We start from the raw sequence: 23,055 nt of genomic DNA, 5'->3' as shown, positions 1-23,055 counted from the left end.
GTAAATGCAGTAGAGGTATTATTTATAATGATTTCCAAAACATATTTTAATAATCAGCATTTTGCTTTTTTAAGTCATTTTATCATTGCTGATATTCACAAACAAAAATAATATTGATTTACAACACATTATTTCATTTGTTGAGATAATGTACTAGGTTTTTATTGAAAAAAATTAATCGAAATTGAATTACGATTTTCAATTTTAAAAAATAAGAAATGAAATTTTACCGAATAAGGTTTTTACTTGTAATTACTGTACTGACAGTGATTTATGGATTTGTCTCAAATGCTCAAAAAGCGTTTAAGGATAAAGAATACAAATTAGTTTGGAGTGATGAGTTTACAAAAAACGGAATTCCGAATGAAAATAATTGGAACTACGAAATTGGTTTTGTACGAAATGAAGAAAATCAATGGTATCAAAAAGAAAATGCATACTGTAAAGACGGTTTTTTGATTATTGAAGCCAAAAATGAAAATAAATCAAATCCGAATTTTATTTCTAAAAATCACCACGATTGGAAAAAACAAAGAGATTCTATAAAAGTCACTTCTTCATGCTTAATCACGCAGGGAAAACATTCCTGGCAATATGGCCGATTCGAAATGCGGGCTAAAATTCCGGTTGGAAACGGAATGTGGCCGGCCTTTTGGACTTTGGGCATAGATGGAAATTGGCCTGCAAACGGAGAGATTGATATAATGGAATATTACACAGGAAAAATATTGGCTAATGCGGCTTGGAAATCAGACAAATCAAATGTCACTTGGAATAGCAAAACTTTTAAGCTAAGTGATTTTACAGATGCTTCATGGGAAGATAAATTTCACATTTGGAGAATGGATTGGGATGCAAATTGGATTAGATTGTATGTTGACAATCAGCTACTGAATGAAATTAATGTGAAAGAGGCTAAATATATAGATCAAAAAACACTTCCGTTTCAACAGCCACATTATTTATTGGTCAATTTGGCTGTTGGCGGCATAAATGGCGGGGAACTAACTGAAAACAGTTTCCCGTCAAAATACATCATAGATTATATCAGAGTTTATCAAAAGAAATTAAAATGAGATTTAAATATTCGATAATTATAAGTTTTATATACGCCATAATGCTAGGCCAAAACACTGAATTCGCCCCGGGAAAACAATGGAAAGACACAAACGGAATTCATATAAATGCTCATGGTGGTGGCATTCTGTTTGATAAAGGAACATATTACTGGTACGGAGAATTTAAAACAGAAGGAAAATCAGGAAATACTTCTTTGATAGGTTTCAGCTGTTATTCTTCAAAAGATTTGTACAATTGGAAAAATGAGGGAATTGTTCTAAAAGCTGAAGAAAATCCGAATTCAGAAATTACCAAAGGTTGCATAATGGAACGCCCGAAAGTGATTTTCAATAAAAAAACAGGCAAGTATGTAATGTGGTTTCATTTAGAATTGAAAGGGCAGGGATATAATGCAGCAAGAGCAGCGATTGCGATAAGTGATAGTCCCAGAGGGCCTTTTAAATATCTTAAATCCTATAATCCAAATAAAGGAGTTTGGCCAATAGATTATAAAGATGAAAACAAAATTGCTTCTGCAAATGAAAGCCAATTGAAATCGTGGAGTTCGGAGTGGTTTACAGCAATCAACAATGGAATGCTTGTTCGAAGAGATTTTAATAAAGGACAAATGTCCAGAGATATGACTGTTTTTGTTGATGATAATGACAAGGCGTATTTAATTCATTCTTCGGAAGAAAATTTGACGCTTCATATTTCAGAATTGACCGAGGATTATTTAGATTTTACTGAAAAATGGGCCCGAATGGCGCCTGCTGGCCATAATGAAGCTCCAGCTGTTTTTAAGAAAGATGGAATGTATTATATGATAACGTCAGGTTGTACGGGCTGGGATCCAAATGCAGCGCGATCTTTTAAGTCGAAATCAATTTTTGGTCCTTGGGAAATTTTAGGAAATCCGTGTATTGGTAATGATGCAGAACTTACTTTTCATTCGCAAAGCACTTATATTCTTCCTGTTGAAGGAAAAAAAAATCAATTCATTTTTATGGCTGATCGTTGGAATCCTAAAAATCCAATTGATGGTACTTATATTTGGCTTCCAATAAAATTTGACAACGGAAAACCAATTTTAAAGTGGTTTGATAAATGGAATTTAAGCGCTTTGGCAAAAAATAATTAAAAATAAAACAGTTGCAATTGTTGGTAAATTAATAAATTACAACTTACTAACTAATCCTTTTTTAAATCACGAAAATGAAAACACAGCAAAACTCTATTAAACAGAAATCACACCTTATTTTTTCTGTGTTCCTATTTCTTTTATGTTTCTCAACAGCAAATGCGCAGAAAAAAAGGTCAATAAAAGAGGCTGTTCCTTTAGATTCAATCAGACTCAGTGATCCAGCTATTTTGGCCGATAAAAAAACGAATATGTATTACATGACCGGTACAGGTGGTTTGCTTTGGAAAAGCAAAGATTTAAAATTGTGGAGTGGTCCCTACGATATTGCTAAAACAGATTCGAATTCTTGGATGGGGCCAAACCCGATGATTTGGGCCGCAGAATTGCATTTGTATAAAAATAAATATTACGATTTTGCTACTTTTACGAATAGAGATATAAAAATAGATACCGTTGGAGAAAATGTTATTGAACGCCGTGCAAGTCATATTTTGGTTAGCGATAAAGCAGAAGGACCTTATACTCCAATGAAAGATGCTATTTATTTGCCAGCTAATAAACCAACATTAGATGGCACATTTTGGATTGACAAAGATGGAAAGCCTTACATGATTTATTGTTATGAATGGCTTCAAAATGGTAACGGAACTATTGAGAAAATAGAACTTAAACCAGATTTAAGCGGTTCAATTGGTGAAGGAAAATTGCTTTTTAAAGCAAGTGATTCGCCTTGGAGCAGAGAAAAAGATAATAAAGGAAATGACAAACCCAATAAAGTTACTGATGGACCTTACTTATTTAAAACAGGCTCGGGGCGTTTAGGAATGATTTGGACAAGCTGGATTTATGATGTTTATACACAAGGAGTTGCTTATTCTAAAAGTGGAACTTTAGACGGTCCGTGGATTCAGGAAAAAGAGCCTATTACGCCTCCAAATTTTGGTCATGGCATGTTGTTTAAAACATTTGATGGCAAATGGTTGATGTCGGTTCACAGCCATAAAAAAGTAGATGGCAAAACTGTCAGAATTCCGAAACTCTTTGAGGTTGATTTGTCTGGAGACAAACTAGTGTTGCTTAAACCTTATTTGCCATAAATGCAATCCGAAGTATTTTCAATAGGCGACAAACCACGTTTCTGTCAATTAAAAAATAGCAATTTTTAAAATGAATAAATTTAATGCGTTCTTGTTTTTAAGCATTATTTGCTGCTCGAATTTGTTTTCGCAACAAAAAGCAGCTAAAGATGCTGTATTTCAAATAAAAAATCCTGATTTTAATACAAGTCCATATACAGGAATAACGAAACAGCATTGGCGCGATGCCGCAATGTATTTGTTAGAAGGAGCTTTTAGTTATGTTCATTCTATAGATGATCCGATGAAATTTCCCAAACAGGAAGGCAAAAGTTATCCGGTAAACGAAAGTCAAGTTCCAACAGAAAAATTAGAAGGACTTTGTAGAACCTTATTTATTGCTTCTCCTTTACTAAAAGAAAATCCAAATTTAGTAATTAACAATATTAAAGTTGTAAATTATTATCGCTATCAAATCGCAAAATTAATCGACCCAAAAAGTCCGTCTTATATTGAACCTCGTGCTAAAAATGGTGGACCAAGCCAAAAATTAGTAGAATTTGGAGCTTTGGCGCTTTCGATGATGACAAATCCAGATATTTTATGGAAACCGCTTCCTCAAACACAAAAAGATGATTTGGCTAAAATAATGCTGAGTTACGGCGACGGTCCAACTGTCGATTCAAATTGGAAATTTTTCAACATTTTTGTTTTGAGTTTCTTTAAAGAACAAGGTTACAGCGTAAATGAAAAACTCCTGGTTGAATATTTAGAAAAATCTTTAAAACATTATAGAGGAAATGGCTGGTATAATGATGCACCGGCTTTTGACTATTACAGCATGTGGGCATTTCAAATGTATGGAACAATTTGGTCAGAGTTCTTCGGAAAAAAACATTATCCTGATTACGCTGCAAAGTTTGCATCCAACTTTAAAGATTTAAAAGACAATTACCCTTATTTATTCAGCAAAGATGGTGAAATGATTATGTGGGGAAGAAGTATAAGTTACAGAACTGGAGCTGTTGTTCCGTTTCCTTTAATGGGATTCTATAATGATCCAAATACAAATTATGGATGGATGCGCAGAATTTCTTCGGGAGTCATAAAGCAATTTTTGACGCATCCTGATTTCATGAAAGACAATGTGCCTACACTAGGTTTTTATGGAGCTTTTGAGCCTGCTGTTCAAAATTACAGTTGTCGCGGAAGTGTATTTTGGATGGGGAAAATCTTTTTAGGTTTATTGGTTCCTGATAATAATCCGTTTTGGACAAACAAGGAAAATAATGGAGATTGGGAAGCTAAGTTTAAAAAAGACGAAGTTTACAATAAATATCAAGGAGAATCTCAAATTTTGATAACAGATTATCCAAACATTGGTGCTTCGGAAGTGAGGGCTTGGTGTCATGAAAAAGTGAGCAGTGACTGGCAAAAGTTTAGATCAACAGAAAATTACAACAGATTGTCATATAATAGTGCTTTTCCTTGGCAAGCAGATGGCGAAAACGGGGAAGTAGCAATGAATTATGTGATTAAAAATAAAAACAATCTGTGGGAAGCTTTTAGATTATATACTTTCAAAAAATTTGAAAATGATATTTATTACAGAAATGTTGTTTTGGAAACTGATGAAAACATTAAATTTAATCTAGCCGACATTCCGCTGCCTAACGGAATTTTGAGAGTGGATAAAAATAATAGTGACAAACCAATTTCAATGCGATTGGGGCATTACGCACTTCCAAAATTGGAAAAAGAAATTATTACAACCAAAAAGAAAGTTGAAGGACATGAAGTAACAATTATCGATAATGGAAAATACCAATTGGCTATGATTCCGCTTTTAGGTTGGGATAAAACTGAAATTATAAGTGCAAAAGGATTGCATCCAGAGAGTAACGAAAGCTCAGTAATTAACTTAATAGCCAATTCAGAGTCCAATAAATCAGTTGTTTATGTAACTTTGATGCTTTGGAAAAAATCTGGTCAAAAGTGGCAGAAAAATGATTTGATTCCTATAAAAAGCCTTAAACAGGATAATGGTACAGTTATAATTCAATTTAAAAACGGTACAAAGAAAATAGTTGAATTCAGTACAAACTAAAATTTTTTAAGAATACAGACTATTCAATTTGATACACAATTTAATGAAGTGGCAACAAAAGAACTTGCTTCGGTAAGAATACCATTTGAGCGTCCTGACGATTTATTTTTTATCCGAAAATGGCTTTTTGTGCTGAATGGAAAAGAGTATGCAACTAAAAATAAATTCAGATATTTTTTTCTTGACTGGGCGAAAATCTGGTTTCCAGCATGGCAAGAATTGATGGACATTGATTTGACTAAGACTTTAACAGTAGTCAAATGTCCGGTCTGTTTTTTTGTTGGAAAAGATGATATTCAAACTTCTACACAAATAACGACTACTTATTTTAATGAAATTAAAGCCCCTGAAAAAGAGTTGTATTTATTTGAATTTTCAAAGCATGAAATTCAGGAAACAGAACCTGAAAAATATCAGAATATTATAATTGAAGATATATTAGCGAAGAATAAGAGTGAATAAAAAGAGGGTATAAATAACTAATGAATTAGCTATGAAGAAAATAATTCTAATTATTAACATTTCTTTTTTAATAATAGCAATTGCTAAAGGACAATCCAAAGATGACAAGCAATTAATTAAAAATCTTGATGAGCTTCTTTCTGAAAAATTCATTACTGCATCGCCAGGCTGTGTTGTTTTGGTGGCAAAAAAAGGAGAGGTTGTTTATAGAAAAGCATTTGGAAGTGCAAATCTTGAATTAAATGTGCCAATGAAGCCTGAGATGGTTTTTAAACTTGGGTCAATAACAAAACAATTTACAGCTGTAGCGATTTTACAATTGGTAGAACAAGGTAAAATTTCGTTACAAGATAGCTTGCAGAAATTCGTCCCTGATTTTCCGTCAAAGTCTAAAAAGATAACTGTTGAAAACCTGTTAACGCATACATCTGGAATAAGAGATTATATGCAGATCGACTACCAAGAGCCTAATTTGGAGAGAAGAGATTTTGATCCAAAGGAACTTATAGATCATTTTAAAAACTTTCCATTAGAATTTGAGCCAGGTACAAAATATAAATACAGTAATTCGGGCTATTTTTTGTTGGGCTATATTATTGAAAAAGTATCGGGAAAAAGTTATAAAACCTATCTGCAGGAAAATATCTTAAAACCATTGAATTTAAATCAGATCTATTTTGATACTTCAAATGCTATTATTCCCAACAGAGTCAGCGGTTATCGTAAAGAGGGTTCAGAATTTAAAAATGCTGACTATTGGAGTATGACGATTGCTTATGCCGCAGGTGAACTGATTTCAAATGCTGATGATTTGTTAAAGTGGAACATAGGATTGTATTCATGCAAAATCCTTAAAAAAGAAACATTAGATAAAGCATTTGTACCTTTTAAATTGAAAGATGGAAGCATGACTGAGTATGGTTATGGTTGGATATTAAAAAATATAAATGGTATCAAATCAATAGAACATGGCGGAGCAATAACAGGATTTCTAAGTAATGAAATTTATTTCCCCGAAGAAGATGTGTTTGTTGCCACATTGTTTAATTGCGAATGTGCGCCGAAGGATGAATTGTCTGTGGATATTGCCAGTATCGCATTAGGAAAAACATTCCAAAATGAAGTAAAAATAGATGATGCTTTGCTAAATGAATATTTAGGTACTTATACATTGTCAAAAGACACTAAAAGAACGATAGTAATTATAAAGGAAAATGGACATTTGCTTGCTAAGATTTCAGGACAAGGAACAGTTCCTTTAATTTTTCAATCGAATACAAAATTCCAGTTTAAGAATATTTTGGACGCAGAATGCGAGTTTATAAAGGAAAATGGAAAGGTTACAAAATTCAATGTAAGTCAAAATGGTAATTTTGAATGGAAAAAAAAGCAATAAGTGTATTAGTTGAGCGCTTCAGTGCTTTCCATTCTTAAGCAATATTCTGTTCCAAGATAAAGTGGGTCGCCATGTTTTTCAGACCAGAATCCGTCAAGAACATCTTTTGTGATGCATCTGTAAACTGCAACTCCTTTATAAGTCTTTAAGTCGTCACCTTTATAATTAAAGTTAAGGACAAGTATATTGTCTTTAAAAAAGCCTTTTCCTTTTTGTTCTTGTGAATTGTTGATTAGCCAATGCGCAATGATTCGGTTATTTTCATCCAAAGACAAAGTCAAAACACCTTTATAAGTGATTTGATTGCTTTCATCTTGATTGCTCCCTGAAATTGAATATTTGCCAATTAAATCTTGTATAATCATCTTTATAAGTAAAAGCGAATAATATTTAGGATGTGTTTTCGCTTGAGGCAAATATAAAGGATATCTAGGTAATATAAATTTTACACTATATATATGTAGAGGTTTACTCTATTATATATGTGTAAAAGGATTGCTATATAATAGTAGATCTCACACACGCAACCCGCCAGTTTCCCAAAAGCTGTCGGTTTTTTTTTTTTTTTTTAGCCTACATATATATAGTATGTACAAAACCAAAAGAGCCCCAATTCACCGCAGAGGCGCACTGCAGTGCGCCTTATGCGCAAGATGGGTAAAATCAAAAATCGATCCAAGCCATCAGAATTGGGATTTGGATTTTTTTTATTGGGATTTTCAGGAGCTTAATCCCGCTATCCGCTGCAATCTTTTGCTTTTTAAAGAAAAAAGCAAAAGGATTTCCGCTCCTATCGGGGCTATGGCCTCGGTTTTCAGGAGAAGATTTCCGAAGCAGAAGACATTTTCAGAAGAAAAAAAGAAAAAACTCAGCGCCTTTGCGCCTTTGCGAGATTAAAAAAGGCAGAAAACAAGGCTTTGCGGCTTGGCGCCTTCGCGGCAGAACAGCGCAAAGAACAGCCAAACGAGGAAAAACCCCACAATTGCTGAAAAAACTTCGGAATGTAAAGAATCCGTTATCAGCGAGTTATGAAATAAATGAAAAAAAGAATTAAAAAAGATTTGAAAAAGCCTTGCATAACTGGAAAAAGGTGCTACTTTTGCACCCGCAACAGCGAAAACGTTCACGGAAATACTGGCAGGCAATACGGATCAAGCGGGAAGATATTCTCGAAAAAAAAGTTCAAAAAAAGCTTGCAGGTTTTGAAAAAGCGTTCTACATTTGCACCCCGCAAAACACGGAAAGTTCATTGAGGTATTGGAAGGAAAACGAGAAGGGATGAGGCGAAAAAAAAGCTTCAAAGATTTTTCAAGTTTTTCTTGCGAGAAACAAAAAGAAGTTTTAGTTTTGCACCCGCTTTGAGAAACAAGCGCAAAGACAAAAAAAGACACGTTCGTAGACATATTGAATTGACAGCCGTTCCGATGCAAATCGGAACAAAAAAAAGAATAAGAGTAATGGAATCGAGAGATTCGAAAAGAACCGACTGGAATTCATCGAATGATAATATTAAAATATACGATGAAGAGTTTGATCCTGGCTCAGGATGAACGCTAGCGGCAGGCTTAACACATGCAAGTCGAGGGGTATAAGTCTTCGGATTTAGAGACCGGCGCACGGGTGCGTAACGCGTATGCAATCTGCCTTCCACAGAGGGATAGCCCAGAGAAATTTGGATTAATACCTCATAGCATTGCAAGGGGGCATCCCTTTGCAATTAAAGTCACAACGGTGGAAGATGAGCATGCGTCCCATTAGCTAGTTGGCAAGGTAACGGCTTACCAAGGCTACGATGGGTAGGGGTCCTGAGAGGGAGATCCCCCACACTGGTACTGAGACACGGACCAGACTCCTACGGGAGGCAGCAGTGAGGAATATTGGTCAATGGGCGCAAGCCTGAACCAGCCATGCCGCGTGCAGGATGACGGTCCTATGGATTGTAAACTGCTTTTGTACGGGAAGAAACACTCCTACGTGTAGGAGCTTGACGGTACCGTAAGAATAAGGATCGGCTAACTCCGTGCCAGCAGCCGCGGTAATACGGAGGATCCAAGCGTTATCCGGAATCATTGGGTTTAAAGGGTCCGTAGGCGGTCCTGTAAGTCAGTGGTGAAAGCCCATCGCTCAACGATGGAACGGCCATTGATACTGCAGGACTTGAATTACCAGGAAGTAACTAGAATATGTAGTGTAGCGGTGAAATGCTTAGAGATTACATGGAATACCAATTGCGAAGGCAGGTTACTACTGGTGGATTGACGCTGATGGACGAAAGCGTGGGTAGCGAACAGGATTAGATACCCTGGTAGTCCACGCCGTAAACGATGGATACTAGCTGTTGGGGGCGACCTCAGTGGCTAAGCGAAAGTGATAAGTATCCCACCTGGGGAGTACGAACGCAAGTTTGAAACTCAAAGGAATTGACGGGGGCCCGCACAAGCGGTGGAGCATGTGGTTTAATTCGATGATACGCGAGGAACCTTACCAAGGCTTAAATGCAGACTGACCGTTTTGGAAACAGAACTTTCGCAAGACAGTCTACAAGGTGCTGCATGGTTGTCGTCAGCTCGTGCCGTGAGGTGTCAGGTTAAGTCCTATAACGAGCGCAACCCCTGTTGTTAGTTGCCAGCGAGTCATGTCGGGAACTCTAGCAAGACTGCCAGTGCAAACTGTGAGGAAGGTGGGGATGACGTCAAATCATCACGGCCCTTACGCCTTGGGCTACACACGTGCTACAATGGCCGGTACAGAGAGCAGCCACTGGGCGACCAGGAGCGAATCTACAAAGCCGGTCACAGTTCGGATCGGAGTCTGCAACTCGACTCCGTGAAGCTGGAATCGCTAGTAATCGGATATCAGCCATGATCCGGTGAATACGTTCCCGGGCCTTGTACACACCGCCCGTCAAGCCATGGAAGCTGGGGGTGCCTGAAGTCGGTGACCGCAAGGAGCTGCCTAGGGTAAAACTGGTAACTAGGGCTAAGTCGTAACAAGGTAGCCGTACCGGAAGGTGCGGCTGGAACACCTCCTTTCTAGAGCCTCGATTGTTTGCCGCAAGGCACGGCGAGGAAACAAGATGGATATCCTGAAGGTCTTGGGCCTCGGAATTCGATTACTCTTGCTGTCGATTTAAAAAATGATAAACAATTAAGAAAAAACAGAGTCTCGTAGCTCAGCTGGTTAGAGTACTACACTGATAATGTAGGGGTCGGCAGTTCGAGTCTGCCCGGGACTACTATTTTGACTTGAGAAAAAGGAAATTCTAGGGTTGAGTTCTTATGAATGATTATTCATAATTCATAATTCACAATTCATAATTAGATTGGGGGATTAGCTCAGCTGGCTAGAGCGCCTGCCTTGCACGCAGGAGGTCAACGGTTCGACTCCGTTATTCTCCACAAAAAAGTACAAAGGTGATAGTACAGGGTATCAAGACGGTAGTCTTGATGCTTCATGCAAAAATCTTGATACTTATTAAAGTTCATTGACATATTGAGATAAGAAAATACAAGAAAGTAGAAAGCGTTTTCTGCAGTTTTGCTGCAGGAGACAAAAAAAACGGTCATAATAGATATTATGATTGGTACAATAAGCAAAACAAGGGCGCATGGGGAATGCCTAGGCTCTCAGAGGCGATGAAGGACGTGATAAGCTGCGAAAAGCTGCGGGGACGGGCACACACCGATCGATCCGCAGGTATCCGAATGGGGCAACCCGCTATATTGAAGATATAGCACACCGATAGGTGGGCAAACCCGCTGAACTGAAACATCTAAGTAGGCGGAGGAGAAGAAAACAAAAGTGATTCCGTAAGTAGTGGCGAGCGAACGCGGATTAGCCCAAACCAGTTATGTTGCGGCATAGCTGGGGTTGTAGGACCGCGATATTTCATGCACAAGGAACCGGAAGCTTCTGGAAAGGAGCGCCACAGAGGGTGACAGCCCCGTATGGGCAACGAGTGTAATGGATAGCGGTATCCTGAGTAGGGCGGGGCACGTGAAACCCTGTCTGAATTCGGCGGGACCATCCGCTAAGGCTAAATACTCCTGAGAGACCGATAGTGAACCAGTACCGTGAGGGAAAGGTGAAAAGAACCGTGAATAACGGAGTGAAATAGATCCTGAAACCATGCGCCTACAAGCGGTCGGAGCCCTTTAGTGGGGTGACGGCGTGCCTTTTGCATAATGAGCCTACGAGTTAACGTTGCCGGCAAGGATAAGTGGTTAAGCCATGGATCCGCAGCGAAAGCGAGTCTGAATAGGGCGCTTTAGTCGGCAGTGTTAGACGCGAAACCGTGTGATCTACCCATGGGCAGGTTGAAGCTGTGGTAACACACAGTGGAGGACCGAACCGGTTGACGTTGAAAAGTCTTCGGATGACCTGTGGGTAGGGGTGAAAGGCCAATCAAACTCGGAAATAGCTCGTACTCCCCGAAATGCATTTAGGTGCAGCGCTGAGGATAGTTATATAGAGGTAGAGCTACTGATTGGATGCGGGGGCTTCACCGCCTACCAATTCCTGACAAACTCCGAATGCTATATAATGTTTCCCAGCAGTGAGGGCTTGGGTGCTAAGGTCCAAGTCCGAGAGGGAAAGAACCCAGACCATCAGCTAAGGTCCCCAAATATATGCTAAGTTGAAAGAACGAGGTTTGTCTGCCCAGACAGCTAGGATGTTGGCTTGGAAGCAGCCATTCATTTAAAGAGTGCGTAACAGCTCACTAGTCGAGCGGACGAGCATGGATAATAATCGGGCATAAGCATATTACCGAAGCTATGGATTTGCATGTATGTGCAAGTGGTAGGGGAGCATTCTGACAGGGCTGAAGGTGTGCCGTAAGGCATGCTGGACCGGTCAGAAAAGAAAATGTAGGCATAAGTAACGATAATGCGGGCGAGAAACCCGCACACCGAAAAACTAAGGTTTCCACAGCTATGCTAATCAGCTGTGGGTTAGTCTGGTCCTAAGGCGAACCCGAAAGGGACAGTCGATGGCCGACGGGTTAATATTCCCGTACTACTTATTGCTGTGATGGGGTGACGGAGTGATGAAAGCGCCGCGGACTGACGGAATAGTTCGTTGAAGTACCTAGCTATAGGCTCTCTAGGCAAATCCGGAGAGCTTGGTGAAATACGATAGTACTCGGAGTCTTCGGACAAAGAGATAGCGCGCCTAAGGGCTTCCAAGAAAAACCTCTAAACTTCAGGCAATAAGTACCAGTACCGCAAACCGACACAGGTAGTTGAGGAGAGAATCCTAAGGTGCTCGAGAGATTCATGGCTAAGGAATTAGGCAAAATAGACCTGTAACTTCGGGAGAAAGGTCGCCCCGAGCAATCGGGGCCGCAGTGAAGAGGTCCAGGCGACTGTTTATCAAAAACACAGGGCTCTGCAAAATCGCAAGATGACGTATAGGGCCTGACACCTGCCCGGTGCTGGAAGGTTAAGAGGAGATGTTATCTTCGGAGAAGCATTGAATTGAAGCCCCAGTAAACGGCGGCCGTAACTATAACGGTCCTAAGGTAGCGAAATTCCTTGTCGGGTAAGTTCCGACCTGCACGAATGGTGTAACGATCTGGACACTGTCTCAGCCATGAGCTCGGTGAAATTGTAGTAACGGTGAAGATGCCGTTTACCCGCAGTGGGACGAAAAGACCCTGTGCACCTTTACTATAGCTTAGTATTGACCTTGGATAAATGATGTGTAGGATAGGTTGGAGACTATGAAGCGGCGTCGCCAGGCGTTGTGGAGTCATTGTTGAAATACAACCCTTTGTTTATCTGAGGCCTAACCCCGCGTTGCGGGGGACATTGCTTGGTGGGTAGTTTGACTGGGGTGGTCGCCTCCAAAAGAGTAACGGAGGCTTCTAAAGGTTCCCTCAGCACGCTTGGTAACCGTGCGCAGAGTGCAATGGCATAAGGGAGCTTGACTGAGAGACATACAGGTCGATCAGGTACGAAAGTAGAGCATAGTGATCCGGTGGTTCCGCATGGAAGGGCCATCGCTCAAAGGATAAAAGGTACGCCGGGGATAACAGGCTGATCTCCCCCAAGAGCTCATATCGACGGGGGGGTTTGGCACCTCGATGTCGGCTCGTCACATCCTGGGGCTGGAGAAGGTCCCAAGGGTTGGGCTGTTCGCCCATTAAAGTGGCACGCGAGCTGGGTTCAGAACGTCGTGAGACAGTTCGGTCTCTATCTACTGCGGGCGTTAGAAATTTGAGTGGATCTGATTCTAGTACGAGAGGACCGAATTGGACCAACCTCTAGTGTATCTGTTGTCCCGCCAGGGGCACCGCAGAGTAGCTACGTTGGGAAGGGATAAGCGCTGAAAGCATATAAGCGCGAAACCCACCACAAGATGAGATTTCTTTTAAGGATCGTGGAAGATGACCACGTTGATAGGCTACAGATGTAAAGGCAGCAATGTCACAGTCGAGTAGTACTAATAATCCGTAAGCTTATGTACACACTTTTCCCGATCCGCCCAGGCGGATCGGGAGGAAACTTTCTATAACAGAGCTTGTCTGTTTCTTTATCTCAGTATGTTAAAATATTTGCCCGTCGCGGGCAGTGAATAGTAAAGAGCAAGTAGTGATTAGCTTAAAAACTAATTACTAATCGCTAAGGACTAGTCACTAAAAACCTTAAGGTGGTTATTGCGGCGGGGCTCACCTCTTCCCATCCCGAACAGAGAAGTTAAGCCCGCCTGCGCAGATGGTACTGCATCATTGTGGGAGAGTATGTCGTCGCCTTTCTTTTGAAAACCCTGTCCGAAACGGACGGGGTTTTCTGTTTTATGGACTTTTTTTGTCTCTTTTAAAGGTAAAGACAGCTATGCGCCCTGGAGTACGCCAGGGATGGGAGCAGCATCTTTTTTCGGGAACATGCACGGCTCTTTTATCCTGAAGTTTCTCCCGCAAAAGATACTCAGTTGACGTGGTTTTGATTATTTCTCGAAATTGAAACCGAATGTTGTCTAAAAATTTTACCCCATAATTTTTGTGATTTCATATATTTATGATGGCCTAGACTTAATAATTAGGAGTTCTTTTTAGGTGAGCTATAATTTTAATTTATTTGGCGATTAGGCTTATGACTTCTTTTATTTTCTATAAAAAAAGATTTTGTTCATTATCTTTTTTTAAAATAAGAATTTTACTGCTTAATTCGGTATGGACAAATTCCATTCTATATTTCTGACTCTTTTTTGCATGAATTTTTCGTTAATTTGACTGTGAGCGCATTGGAAGATTTTTAAAATAGAATCTTTTAAATGTTCCAATTTCTACTCCAAATGTTTGTAAAAACCATGGTAAAAAAGCTACAGGAAATTTAACTGCTGGGAGTTATTTTGTGATTTCTATAAGCTGATGCATAAGTATATGAGAAGAAAAAAAAACAAAGATGCAATGCTTTAGGAATCAATGGTTTTGGCATAAAAATTAACTAAAAATGTAATAAATAATAGAGAAATTGTGGTTTTAGTTGCAACAGCGATTAGATATATAACTATTGAAAGTATTTAAACGGACAAAACAGCTGAAATTTATTAAGATAAAATGAATGAAAATTACTTTAATTTCTTTTATACCGCATAATTTACAATTTTTATAGAGTGTATTGAGAAAATTTTAAGCATACAATTGAAAAGTTGTAAGAAGAAATTTTAAGAGATACTGTGTTGAATAAGAGTGTTTTGATGTTGGGGTTTTGGATTATTTTAGAATTAGAAGAATACATATAAAAGGAAATCAACAGTTTTAAGTGAAGAATGCTTTTATAAGAAAATTTAAAACTATGCATTGTACACATGAACGCGATGATGATTACTTTGAATCTAAAATACATAGATAAAAAACAGCGCAGAAACGAATTTAATTTGTCTGTGTTTTGGGTGGTGATGGAGGAAAAAGATTCTTTCGGATTTTAGTAAATAATGTCGAAATTGCGAAAGAAATTTTATATGCTAAGAACCAAATTCGTTTTATTATAAAATATATTACGGATCGGAAGGCTTTATTAAAAAAACGAAAACCAAATTACAATTCAACTTGTAGCAGATTCTGGGAATACAACCGAAGGATTTTTGACTGCAGATTGGCAAAACCACAAAATTAAAACCATGATTAAAAAAAAGATTTTACTGCTTGTAACTGCATTTTGCTTCGCGACTAGTTTCAGTCAGGAAAAAATGAAACAATCTATCAATTCTAACTGGCAGTTTTACAAAGGAAAATTAAATCAAGGAGATTTAGAAAATGTAAGAAATAATGTTTGGGAAGATGTCAACTTGCCTCACAGCTGGAACAAATTTGACGTTATGGACGATCAATGGGGATATTACAGAGGTGAAGGCTGGTACAAAAAAACGCTTTTTGTAAATCCGGATTGGAAAAACAAATCCGTTTATCTTTATTTTGAAGGTGCAAATCAAACTACAGAAATTTTTATTAACGGAAAAAAAGTAGGTTCGCATATTGGCGGTTATTCCGCTTTTAGTTTTCCGATTAACGAATTTCTTCAATTTGAAAATCCTGAAAAAGGAAACCAAATTGAGATAAAAGTAGATAATAGTTATAATGATGATATTCCGCCACTTGATGCTGATTTTACTTTTTACGGAGGAATTTATCGTGACGTTTATTTGATTGCTTCAAATGAAGTACATTTTGATATGACAAACCGCGCATCTGACGGTGTTTTTGTGACAACTCCGGAGGTTTCGGCTTCAGCAGCAAAAATCCAAATTAAAGGAAATATCGAGAACAATTCGAAACTTTTAAAAGATGTAATTGTCACAACTAAATTATTGGATAAAAATAATACTGAAATTGCTGTTTTCAGTTCTGTAGTAAAATTGAAACCAAACTCAAAAACCGAATTTTTGCAGCTTTCAAAAGTAATTCAAAATCCGAAATTATGGTCGCCAGATGAACCTTACTTGTATAAAGCGGTTTCGGTTATTTTAGATAAAAAAACAAAAGAGCAATTGGATTTATTTTCAGCTCCAATTGGTTTTAGATGGTTTTCATTTACCGCTGACAAAGGTTTTTACTTAAACGGAAAATCAACCAAATTAATAGGTGCAAATCGTCATCAAGATTTTAAAGATTTGGCGAATGCTTTGCCAGATGCTTTGGCTGATAAAGACATGCAGTTGATAAAAGATATGGGGGGAAATTTTGTTCGCGTTGCACATTATCCCCAAGATCCTTCAGTTTTAGAAGCTTGTGATAGAATAGGGCTTTTAGCAATGGTTGAAACTCCGGAAGTAAATCGAATTACAGAAACGAAAGCTTTTGAAGAAAACAGCATCGAAATGCAACGCGAAATGATTCGTCAGAATTTCAATCACCCAAGTGTCATTGTTTGGGCTTATATGAATGAAATTTTGCTTCGTCCAAGATATGAGGATAAATCGGCAGAAAGACAAAACTATTATAAAAGTGTTGCTTCATTGGCACAAAAACTTGAAAATGCAACACGTGAAGAAGATCCAACACGTTACACGATGTTGCCAAATCACGGTGCTTTTGATTTGTACAATTCGGTTGGATTGACAAAAATTCCGATGATTGTGGGATGGAATTTATACCACGGCTGGTACAGTGGTGAATTTAGCGGTTTAGAAAAGTTTCTTGAAAATCATCATAAAGTATTACCAGACAAACCAATGGTAATCACAGAATTTGGTGCCGATGCCGACAGAAGAATGCGATCAGATAATCCGAAAAAGTTTGATAAAACCATGGAATATGCCATGTTGTATCACAAACATTATTTGAATGCCATTGAAAATCTAGATTATGTAGCCGGAGGAACGATTTGGAATTTAGTTGAATTCAATTCAGAAGGAAGAGCAGAAAGCTGGCCACACATGAACAATAAAGGAATTATGTCTTGGGACAGAATTCCGAAAGATGCTTATTATTTCTATCAAGCAAGATTGCTTAAAAAGCCAGTTGTGAGTATTGGATCGAAAAGTTGGAATAATCGTTCTGGAGTTTTGAGTTCAGAAAACGAATCGGTTTTTTATCAGGATTTGGAAGTTTTTTCAAATGAAAATGAAATCACTTTAAAAGTAAACGGACAAAGTTTAGGAAGCCAGAAAACAAGAGAAGGATCGACTATTTTTAAAATTCCGTTCAAAAATGGCAATAATATCGTAGAAGCTTTTTCGACTTCAAATGAAAGCGTAAAAGATTTTGCTTCAATTCATTTTACACTTTATGCTCCGAATTTAAACAGTGAAAAATATCCTTTTGATAATATCAGAATCAGTTTAGGTGATCAAAGGCAATTTACTGAAGAATTGACACAACAGAATTGGCTTCCGGAACAGGCTTATACAAAAGGAAACTGGGGTTATGTTGGTGGACAAGCCTATAAAATGCCAGGAAATCCTCAAATTCCGTATGGAACAAATAAATTGATAAAAGGAACTGAAAATGATCCGATTTATCAAACACAAAGAGAAGGAATTGACGCTTTCAATTTTGATGTTCCTGACGGAAAATATGAGTTGACACTATATTTTGCTGAGTTTCTCTCGGGAAATACAAGAGAGGCACTGGCATATAATTTAGCAGAGAAAAGTCAGAAGGAAGAAAAAGCCTTTAGAGTTTTTGATGTTTTTATAAACGGACAATTATTTCTGGAAAACTTCGGAAATAATAATTACTTGGAACCTGAAAAAACCGTTGATATGAAAACGACGATTTACGTTAAAAACGGCAAAGGAATTCAGGTTGATTTCAAACAAAAAGCCGGTAAAACGATCCTAAACGGAATTGAACTGAAAAGAATTTTCTAAAAAACATAAGATGAAAAATTTACTCCTTGCCTCCATGCTTTTTGCATGGAGGCTTGCTTATTGCGCTCAATAAAGAGCTAGAATATTTTGAATCAAAAATATTTAACAGATAAGTTTTGTGATAAAGTCTTAATCTTAATATTTTTGTAGTATGCGAAAAATCATACTTTACATACTGATTCTTCTAATCAACTTTAATAATTGCTTTTTGGGGCAATTATCCAAAGTTCCTGTGCTGATACAGCACTATATGGAGCATCAGGAAAGACCAAACGGACAAGGACTTTCCTTCACTCATTTTCTCGCGATGCATTACTTAGGTCAAGATATAAACGATAATGATGATGAGCGTGATATGCAACTTCCTTTTAAGAAGGTTGATCCGCATTCGCAACATATTTTATTTATTCCAAGCAGAGTTTATACTTCTACTTTACACATAATTCCTCTTGATTCTCATTTTGTAAATAATTACAAAGCAAATTTTCACACAAATCCTTATTTGGGAAGTCTGTTCAGACCTCCAATTGCCTAATTCTTTTTATCGGAAGTTAACCAATGCTATACAGTTTAAACAGTATATGCATTGCATTTTAGTATTCCTAAAAAAGAAATTATGCTTAATAAAATCATTCAGTTTTCAGTTCATAATAAACTGGCGATTGGTATTTTTACATTGCTGTGGATTATCTACGGCGTGTTCGAAGTAACCCGTTTGCCAATTGATGCCGTACCTGACATCACTAATAATCAGGTACAAATTATAACTACGGCTCCATCATTGGGAGCTGAAGATGTGGAACGTTTGATTACATTCCCTATTGAACAAGCAGTAAGCAATATTCCGCAATTAAAAGAAAGCCGAAGTATTTCGAGATTCGGTTTGTCTGTTGTTTCAATTGTTTTTGAAGACGATACCGATGTGTATTGGGCGCGTCAGCAGGTAACGGAACGATTACAGAAAGTCGAAATTGATGAAAATGCCAATATGCCTGAAATGGCGCCCGTCACGACAGGACTTGGTGAAATTTATCAATATGTTTTAAAACCACAACCCGGTTACGAAAGCAAATATTCACTAGCCGATTTACGAACTATTCAAGATTGGACAGTACGAAGACAATTGCTAGGAACTCCCGGAATTGCTGATGTTTCTACCTTTGGAGGAAAGCTCAAACAATATGAAGTTGCTGTAAATCCAGCCCGATTAAAAGCACAGAATTTAACAATCAGCGATGTTTTTAATGCTTTAAGCCGAAGCAATCAAAATACTGGCGGGGCTTATATTGAAAAAGGTCCGACAGTATCTTATATCCGAAGTGTTGGTCTTGCCAAAAAGATTGAAGACATTGAAAATATTGTTATTAAAACGACCCAAGCGGGAACTCCGCTATTGGTTAAAAATGTAGCAGAAGTAAAATTATCTTCGGCAATACGTTACGGTGCTTTAACCACAGATGATATCGGCGAATCGGTTGGGGGAATTGTGATGATGCTTAAAGGCGAGAACGCTAGCAATGTCATTGAAAATGTAAAAAGCAAAGTAGCCGAAATCGAAAAAATTCTTCCTGAGGGACTTAAAATAGAGCCTTTTTTAGATCGTACCAAAATGGTCGACAACGCCATAGGAACCGTTGAGCACAACTTAATGGAAGGAGCATTGATCGTGGTTCTGGTTTTGGTATTGTTTCTCGGAAATTTACGTGCTGGACTTATTGTTGCTTCAGTTATTCCGTTAGCGATGCTTTTTGCTATTATTATGATGAATACTTTTGGCGTAAGTGGCAATTTAATGAGTTTAGGAGCGCTCGACTTCGGACTTATTGTAGATGGCGCCGTTATTATCGTCGAAGCGATTTTGCATCATATTCATACATCAAAAAAATACCAATCGATAGATAACATTTCTCAGGAAGAAATGGACAAGGAAGTTTCTGGTTCAGCTTCGCGAATGATGAACGCTGCGGTTTTTGGACAGATCATAATTCTGATTGTATATCTGCCAATTTTATCACTCCAAGGAATTGAAGGAAAAATGTTCAAACCAATGGCTCAGACTGTTGCGTTTGCCATTTTAGGTGCTTTTATATTATCGTTGACATATGTGCCAATGGTGAGTTCGCTTTTTATCAGCAAAAAAATAAGTCATAAACTTAACTTCTCCGATCGTGTAATGTTAAGATTAGAAAGTTGGTATGAAAAAGCGCTTACAAAAGCATTAGCTATTAAAAAGAGTATTGTCGTGACAGCAGTTGTACTATTTGGTTTCGCCGTATTCGTATTCGGATTGATGGGAGGCGAATTTATTCCGCAATTAGAAGAAGGAGATTTTGCAGTAGAAACCCGCATGCTTTTGGGAACAAATCTTTCGACTACAACGGAAACGATTGTAAAAATTTCGGCCGAATTGAAAAAACAATATCCTGAGGTCAAAAAAATAGTTTCTCGAATTGGAAGCGCCGAAATTCCGACCGATCCGATGCCAATTGAAGGTGGCGACATGATTATTGTTCTAAAAGATAAATCAGAATGGACAAGTGCTTCCTCTTTCTCTGAATTAGCCGAAAAAATGGCAAAAACAGTTCAAGAAGTTGCACCAGGTGTAACAACAGGTTTTCAGTTTCCAGTTCAGATGCGTTTTAATGAATTAATGACAGGAGCAAAGCAAGATGTTGTTTGTAAAATATTTGGAGAAGATCTCGATAAACTTGATGAATATTCAGAAAAACTAGGTGCAATTAGCAAAACCGTAAAAGGGACAGCCGATCTCTATGTTGAAAAAGTTACCGGTATGCCCCAAATCGTAATTGATTACAATTGGGCGGAAATGGCAAAATATGGGCTGTATGTTCAAGACATTAACCGAACAGTAAATGCTGCTTTTGCCGGAGCTGTAGCTGGAAATATATACGAAGGTGAAAAGCGTTTTGATTTAGTGGTGCGCGTTGAAAACAGCGGACGACAAGGCATTGAAAATGTTAGAAATCTTTTAGTCGCGACACCTTCCGGAACACAGATTCCATTGTATCAAGTGGCTTCTATTCAGGAAATAGAAGGGCCAAACCAGATTCAGCGTGAAGATGCCAGACGCCGGATTATTGTTGGATTCAACGTTCGCGGGCGTGACGTACAAAGCATCGTAAACGAATTACAGCAAAAAGTCAATGCGCAGATCAAAATGGATCCGGGATATTATATTACTTACGGAGGTTCTTTTGAAAATTTACAGCAAGCCAAAAGCCGACTAGGAGTTGCCGTTCCAGCAGCACTTTTAATGATTTTTGCACTGTTGTATTTTGCTTTTAAATCATTTAAAGAAGGAATTATCATTTTTACTGCTATTCCATTATCTGCCATCGGAGGCGTTTTTGCTTTATGGATGCGCGATATGCCGTTTAGTATTTCGGCAGGAGTTGGATTTATTGCTCTTTTTGGAGTAGCAGTATTAAACGGAATTGTATTGATATCAGAGTTTAACCGAATCCAAAAACACGGCGAAATCACAGATCCTTTAGATATTATTATAACAGGAACCAAAAACCGACTTCGTCCTGTATTGATGACTGCAGCCGTGGCATCTCTAGGTTTTTTGCCAATGGCGCTCAGTAATGGAGCAGGAGCAGAAGTACAGCGCCCGCTTGCAACTGTTGTAATTGGCGGGCTAGTGACAGCTACATTGTTGACTCTTTTTGTGCTTCCAGCCATTTATTTGATGACCTATAATATGAAATCTTTTAGAAAGAAAAAGAAAATGAAAAACATCACAACAATTATTGTTGTGCTATTTCTATTAAATGGTTTTAATGGACTTTATGCACAACAGACAGAAAAAATTTCGTTGCAAAGGTCGATTGAAATTGCTCTTAAAAATAACAGCAGAATCAAAGCCGCAAAATTCAATGAAGCCTCTAAAGCATTTTTGAATAAATCGGCTTATGATCTTCCAAAAACACAAATCGATGCCGATTATGGGCAATTTAACAGTCGATTAAATGATACACGTTTTGGAATCAGTCAGACTATTAATTTCCCAACAGTGTATTCTAGACAAAAAAAAGCGTTAACGGCGGGAGCTGAAGTTGCAAAAGCGCAAAATCAGTTGACACAGCAGGAGGTAAAATCATCTGTTCGCAAATTATATTACGAATTGGTTTGGCTGAATAATAAACGCGGCCTTTTGCATTATGCAGATAGCATTTACCGATTGATGGAAGAAAAGTCACAACTGCGATTTAAAGCTGGAGAAACGAATGTTTTAGAAAAAAGCGCTTCGCAATCGGCAAGGCAGTTTTATACGAATCAGCTAAATATGTTGGAACTTGATGTTGATATCGCGCTTCGTTCATTTAACGCTTTGTTGCAAGATGACAAACAATATTCGCCAGATAAATCAAACTTGAAAATGGATTCAAACCAACTTTTGGAAGTTGTAAATACAGATGAATTGCCTATGACAAAAGTTTGGAAACAAGAAGCAGAAGCTGCAAAATGGCGTTGGAAAACCGAGAAAGCTCGTTTGATGCCAGATTTAAATTTTGGATATAATAATTTGAGTATTACGGGTTTTCAAACTAATGCTACAGGACAGGAAGTATATTATGATTCGTCAGATCGATTCAGTTATGTCACTGCAGGACTAAGTGTTCCGCTGTTTTTTGGGAGTCAATCTGCGAAAAGCAAAGCAGCAAAAGCTGAATTTCAAAATTTGGAAGCACAATCAGAAGCTGTAAAAATTGAAGTTTCCGCACAAATACAAAATGCTTCTAAAGAAGTTCAGAAATACAAAGAAAGTCTTCAATATTACGAAAACGACGGTTTGACTAATGCACAAACTATTATTGATGCGGCCAATAGTCAATTACAAAATGGAGATATTGATTACTTACAGTGGGTTTTAGTCGTGAATCAAGCGATTACGATCAAAAATGAATATCTGGATACGGTAAATAATTATAATAAGGCTTTGATAACCTTGCAAACAATAACAAATTTATAA

Annotated in this window: 11 protein-coding genes, 2 tRNA genes and 3 rRNA genes; 15 read left to right on the top strand and 1 reads right to left on the bottom strand. The window is 37.9% G+C overall.

Annotated elements, in window-relative coordinates:
- Positions 1–218 precede the first annotated feature (218 nt).
- The 6 genes from SCB73_RS19065 (at position 219) to SCB73_RS19040 (ending at position 7,244) form a co-directional block, all read left to right on the top strand.
- Entirely contained in the window at positions 219–1,076 is an 858-nt protein-coding gene (locus SCB73_RS19065) for a glycoside hydrolase family 16 protein (protein ID WP_320567765.1), read from the top strand.
- The gene (locus SCB73_RS19060; RefSeq protein ID WP_320567764.1) at positions 1,073–2,200 is read left to right on the top strand and encodes a glycoside hydrolase family 43 protein; all 1,128 of its coding nucleotides are present in this window, start codon (positions 1,073–1,075) and stop codon (positions 2,198–2,200) included. Before SCB73_RS19065 ends, SCB73_RS19060 begins: the two co-directional genes overlap by 4 nt.
- 74 nt (positions 2,201–2,274) lie before the next feature.
- Entirely contained in the window at positions 2,275–3,300 is a 1,026-nt protein-coding gene (locus tag SCB73_RS19055) for a glycoside hydrolase family 43 protein (protein ID WP_320567763.1), read from the top strand.
- A gap of 70 nt (positions 3,301–3,370) precedes the next feature.
- Entirely contained in the window at positions 3,371–5,386 is a 2,016-nt protein-coding gene (locus SCB73_RS19050; protein WP_320567762.1) for a DUF2264 domain-containing protein, read from the top strand.
- Between the two features lie 48 nt (positions 5,387–5,434).
- The gene (locus SCB73_RS19045; RefSeq protein ID WP_320567761.1) at positions 5,435–5,848 is read left to right on the top strand and encodes a hypothetical protein; all 414 of its coding nucleotides are present in this window, start codon (positions 5,435–5,437) and stop codon (positions 5,846–5,848) included.
- A 31-nt stretch (positions 5,849–5,879) separates the two neighbouring features.
- Complete coding sequence (locus SCB73_RS19040; protein ID WP_320567760.1) at positions 5,880–7,244, top strand: serine hydrolase domain-containing protein; 1,365 nt, start codon at positions 5,880–5,882, stop codon at positions 7,242–7,244.
- Between the two features lie 5 nt (positions 7,245–7,249).
- Here the strand turns inward: SCB73_RS19040 and SCB73_RS19035 are convergent, their stop codons facing one another.
- The gene (locus tag SCB73_RS19035) at positions 7,250–7,609 is read right to left on the bottom strand and encodes a hypothetical protein (RefSeq protein WP_320567759.1); all 360 of its coding nucleotides are present in this window, start codon (positions 7,607–7,609) and stop codon (positions 7,250–7,252) included.
- A gap of 223 nt (positions 7,610–7,832) precedes the next feature.
- Between SCB73_RS19035 and SCB73_RS19030 the strand changes: the two genes are divergently transcribed.
- From SCB73_RS19030 to SCB73_RS18990, 9 genes are all read left to right on the top strand, one after another.
- Positions 7,833–8,141, top strand: coding sequence for a hypothetical protein (locus SCB73_RS19030; RefSeq protein ID WP_320567758.1), 309 nt, complete (start codon positions 7,833–7,835; stop codon positions 8,139–8,141).
- A 621-nt stretch (positions 8,142–8,762) separates the two neighbouring features.
- Positions 8,763–10,276, top strand: a 16S ribosomal RNA gene (locus SCB73_RS19025).
- Positions 10,277–10,405: 129 nt separating this feature from the next.
- Positions 10,406–10,479 (top strand) — tRNA-Ile (locus tag SCB73_RS19020).
- Between the two features lie 89 nt (positions 10,480–10,568).
- Positions 10,569–10,642: transfer RNA gene (locus SCB73_RS19015), tRNA-Ala, on the top strand.
- A 188-nt stretch (positions 10,643–10,830) separates the two neighbouring features.
- A 23S ribosomal RNA gene (locus SCB73_RS19010) occupies positions 10,831–13,712 on the top strand.
- 179 nt (positions 13,713–13,891) lie between these two features.
- Positions 13,892–14,001: ribosomal RNA gene (gene rrf / locus SCB73_RS19005) — 5S ribosomal RNA — on the top strand.
- Together the 16S, 23S and 5S rRNA genes with 2 tRNA genes alongside form the textbook arrangement of a ribosomal RNA operon.
- Positions 14,002–15,368: 1,367 nt before the next feature.
- Positions 15,369–18,059, top strand: coding sequence for a glycoside hydrolase family 2 TIM barrel-domain containing protein (locus tag SCB73_RS19000; RefSeq protein ID WP_320567757.1), 2,691 nt, complete (start codon positions 15,369–15,371; stop codon positions 18,057–18,059).
- Between the two features lie 151 nt (positions 18,060–18,210).
- Entirely contained in the window at positions 18,211–18,594 is a 384-nt protein-coding gene (locus SCB73_RS18995; protein ID WP_320567756.1) for a hypothetical protein, read from the top strand.
- Between the two features lie 81 nt (positions 18,595–18,675).
- The gene (locus SCB73_RS18990) at positions 18,676–23,055 is read left to right on the top strand and encodes a CusA/CzcA family heavy metal efflux RND transporter (RefSeq protein ID WP_320567755.1); all 4,380 of its coding nucleotides are present in this window, start codon (positions 18,676–18,678) and stop codon (positions 23,053–23,055) included.

Source organism: Flavobacterium sp. KACC 22761 (genome assembly GCF_034058155.1).
Taxonomy (GTDB): Bacteria; Bacteroidota; Bacteroidia; order Flavobacteriales; family Flavobacteriaceae; genus Flavobacterium.
The sequence above is the reverse complement of the archived record's forward strand: the minus strand, read 5'-3'. Positions and strand labels throughout refer to the sequence as shown.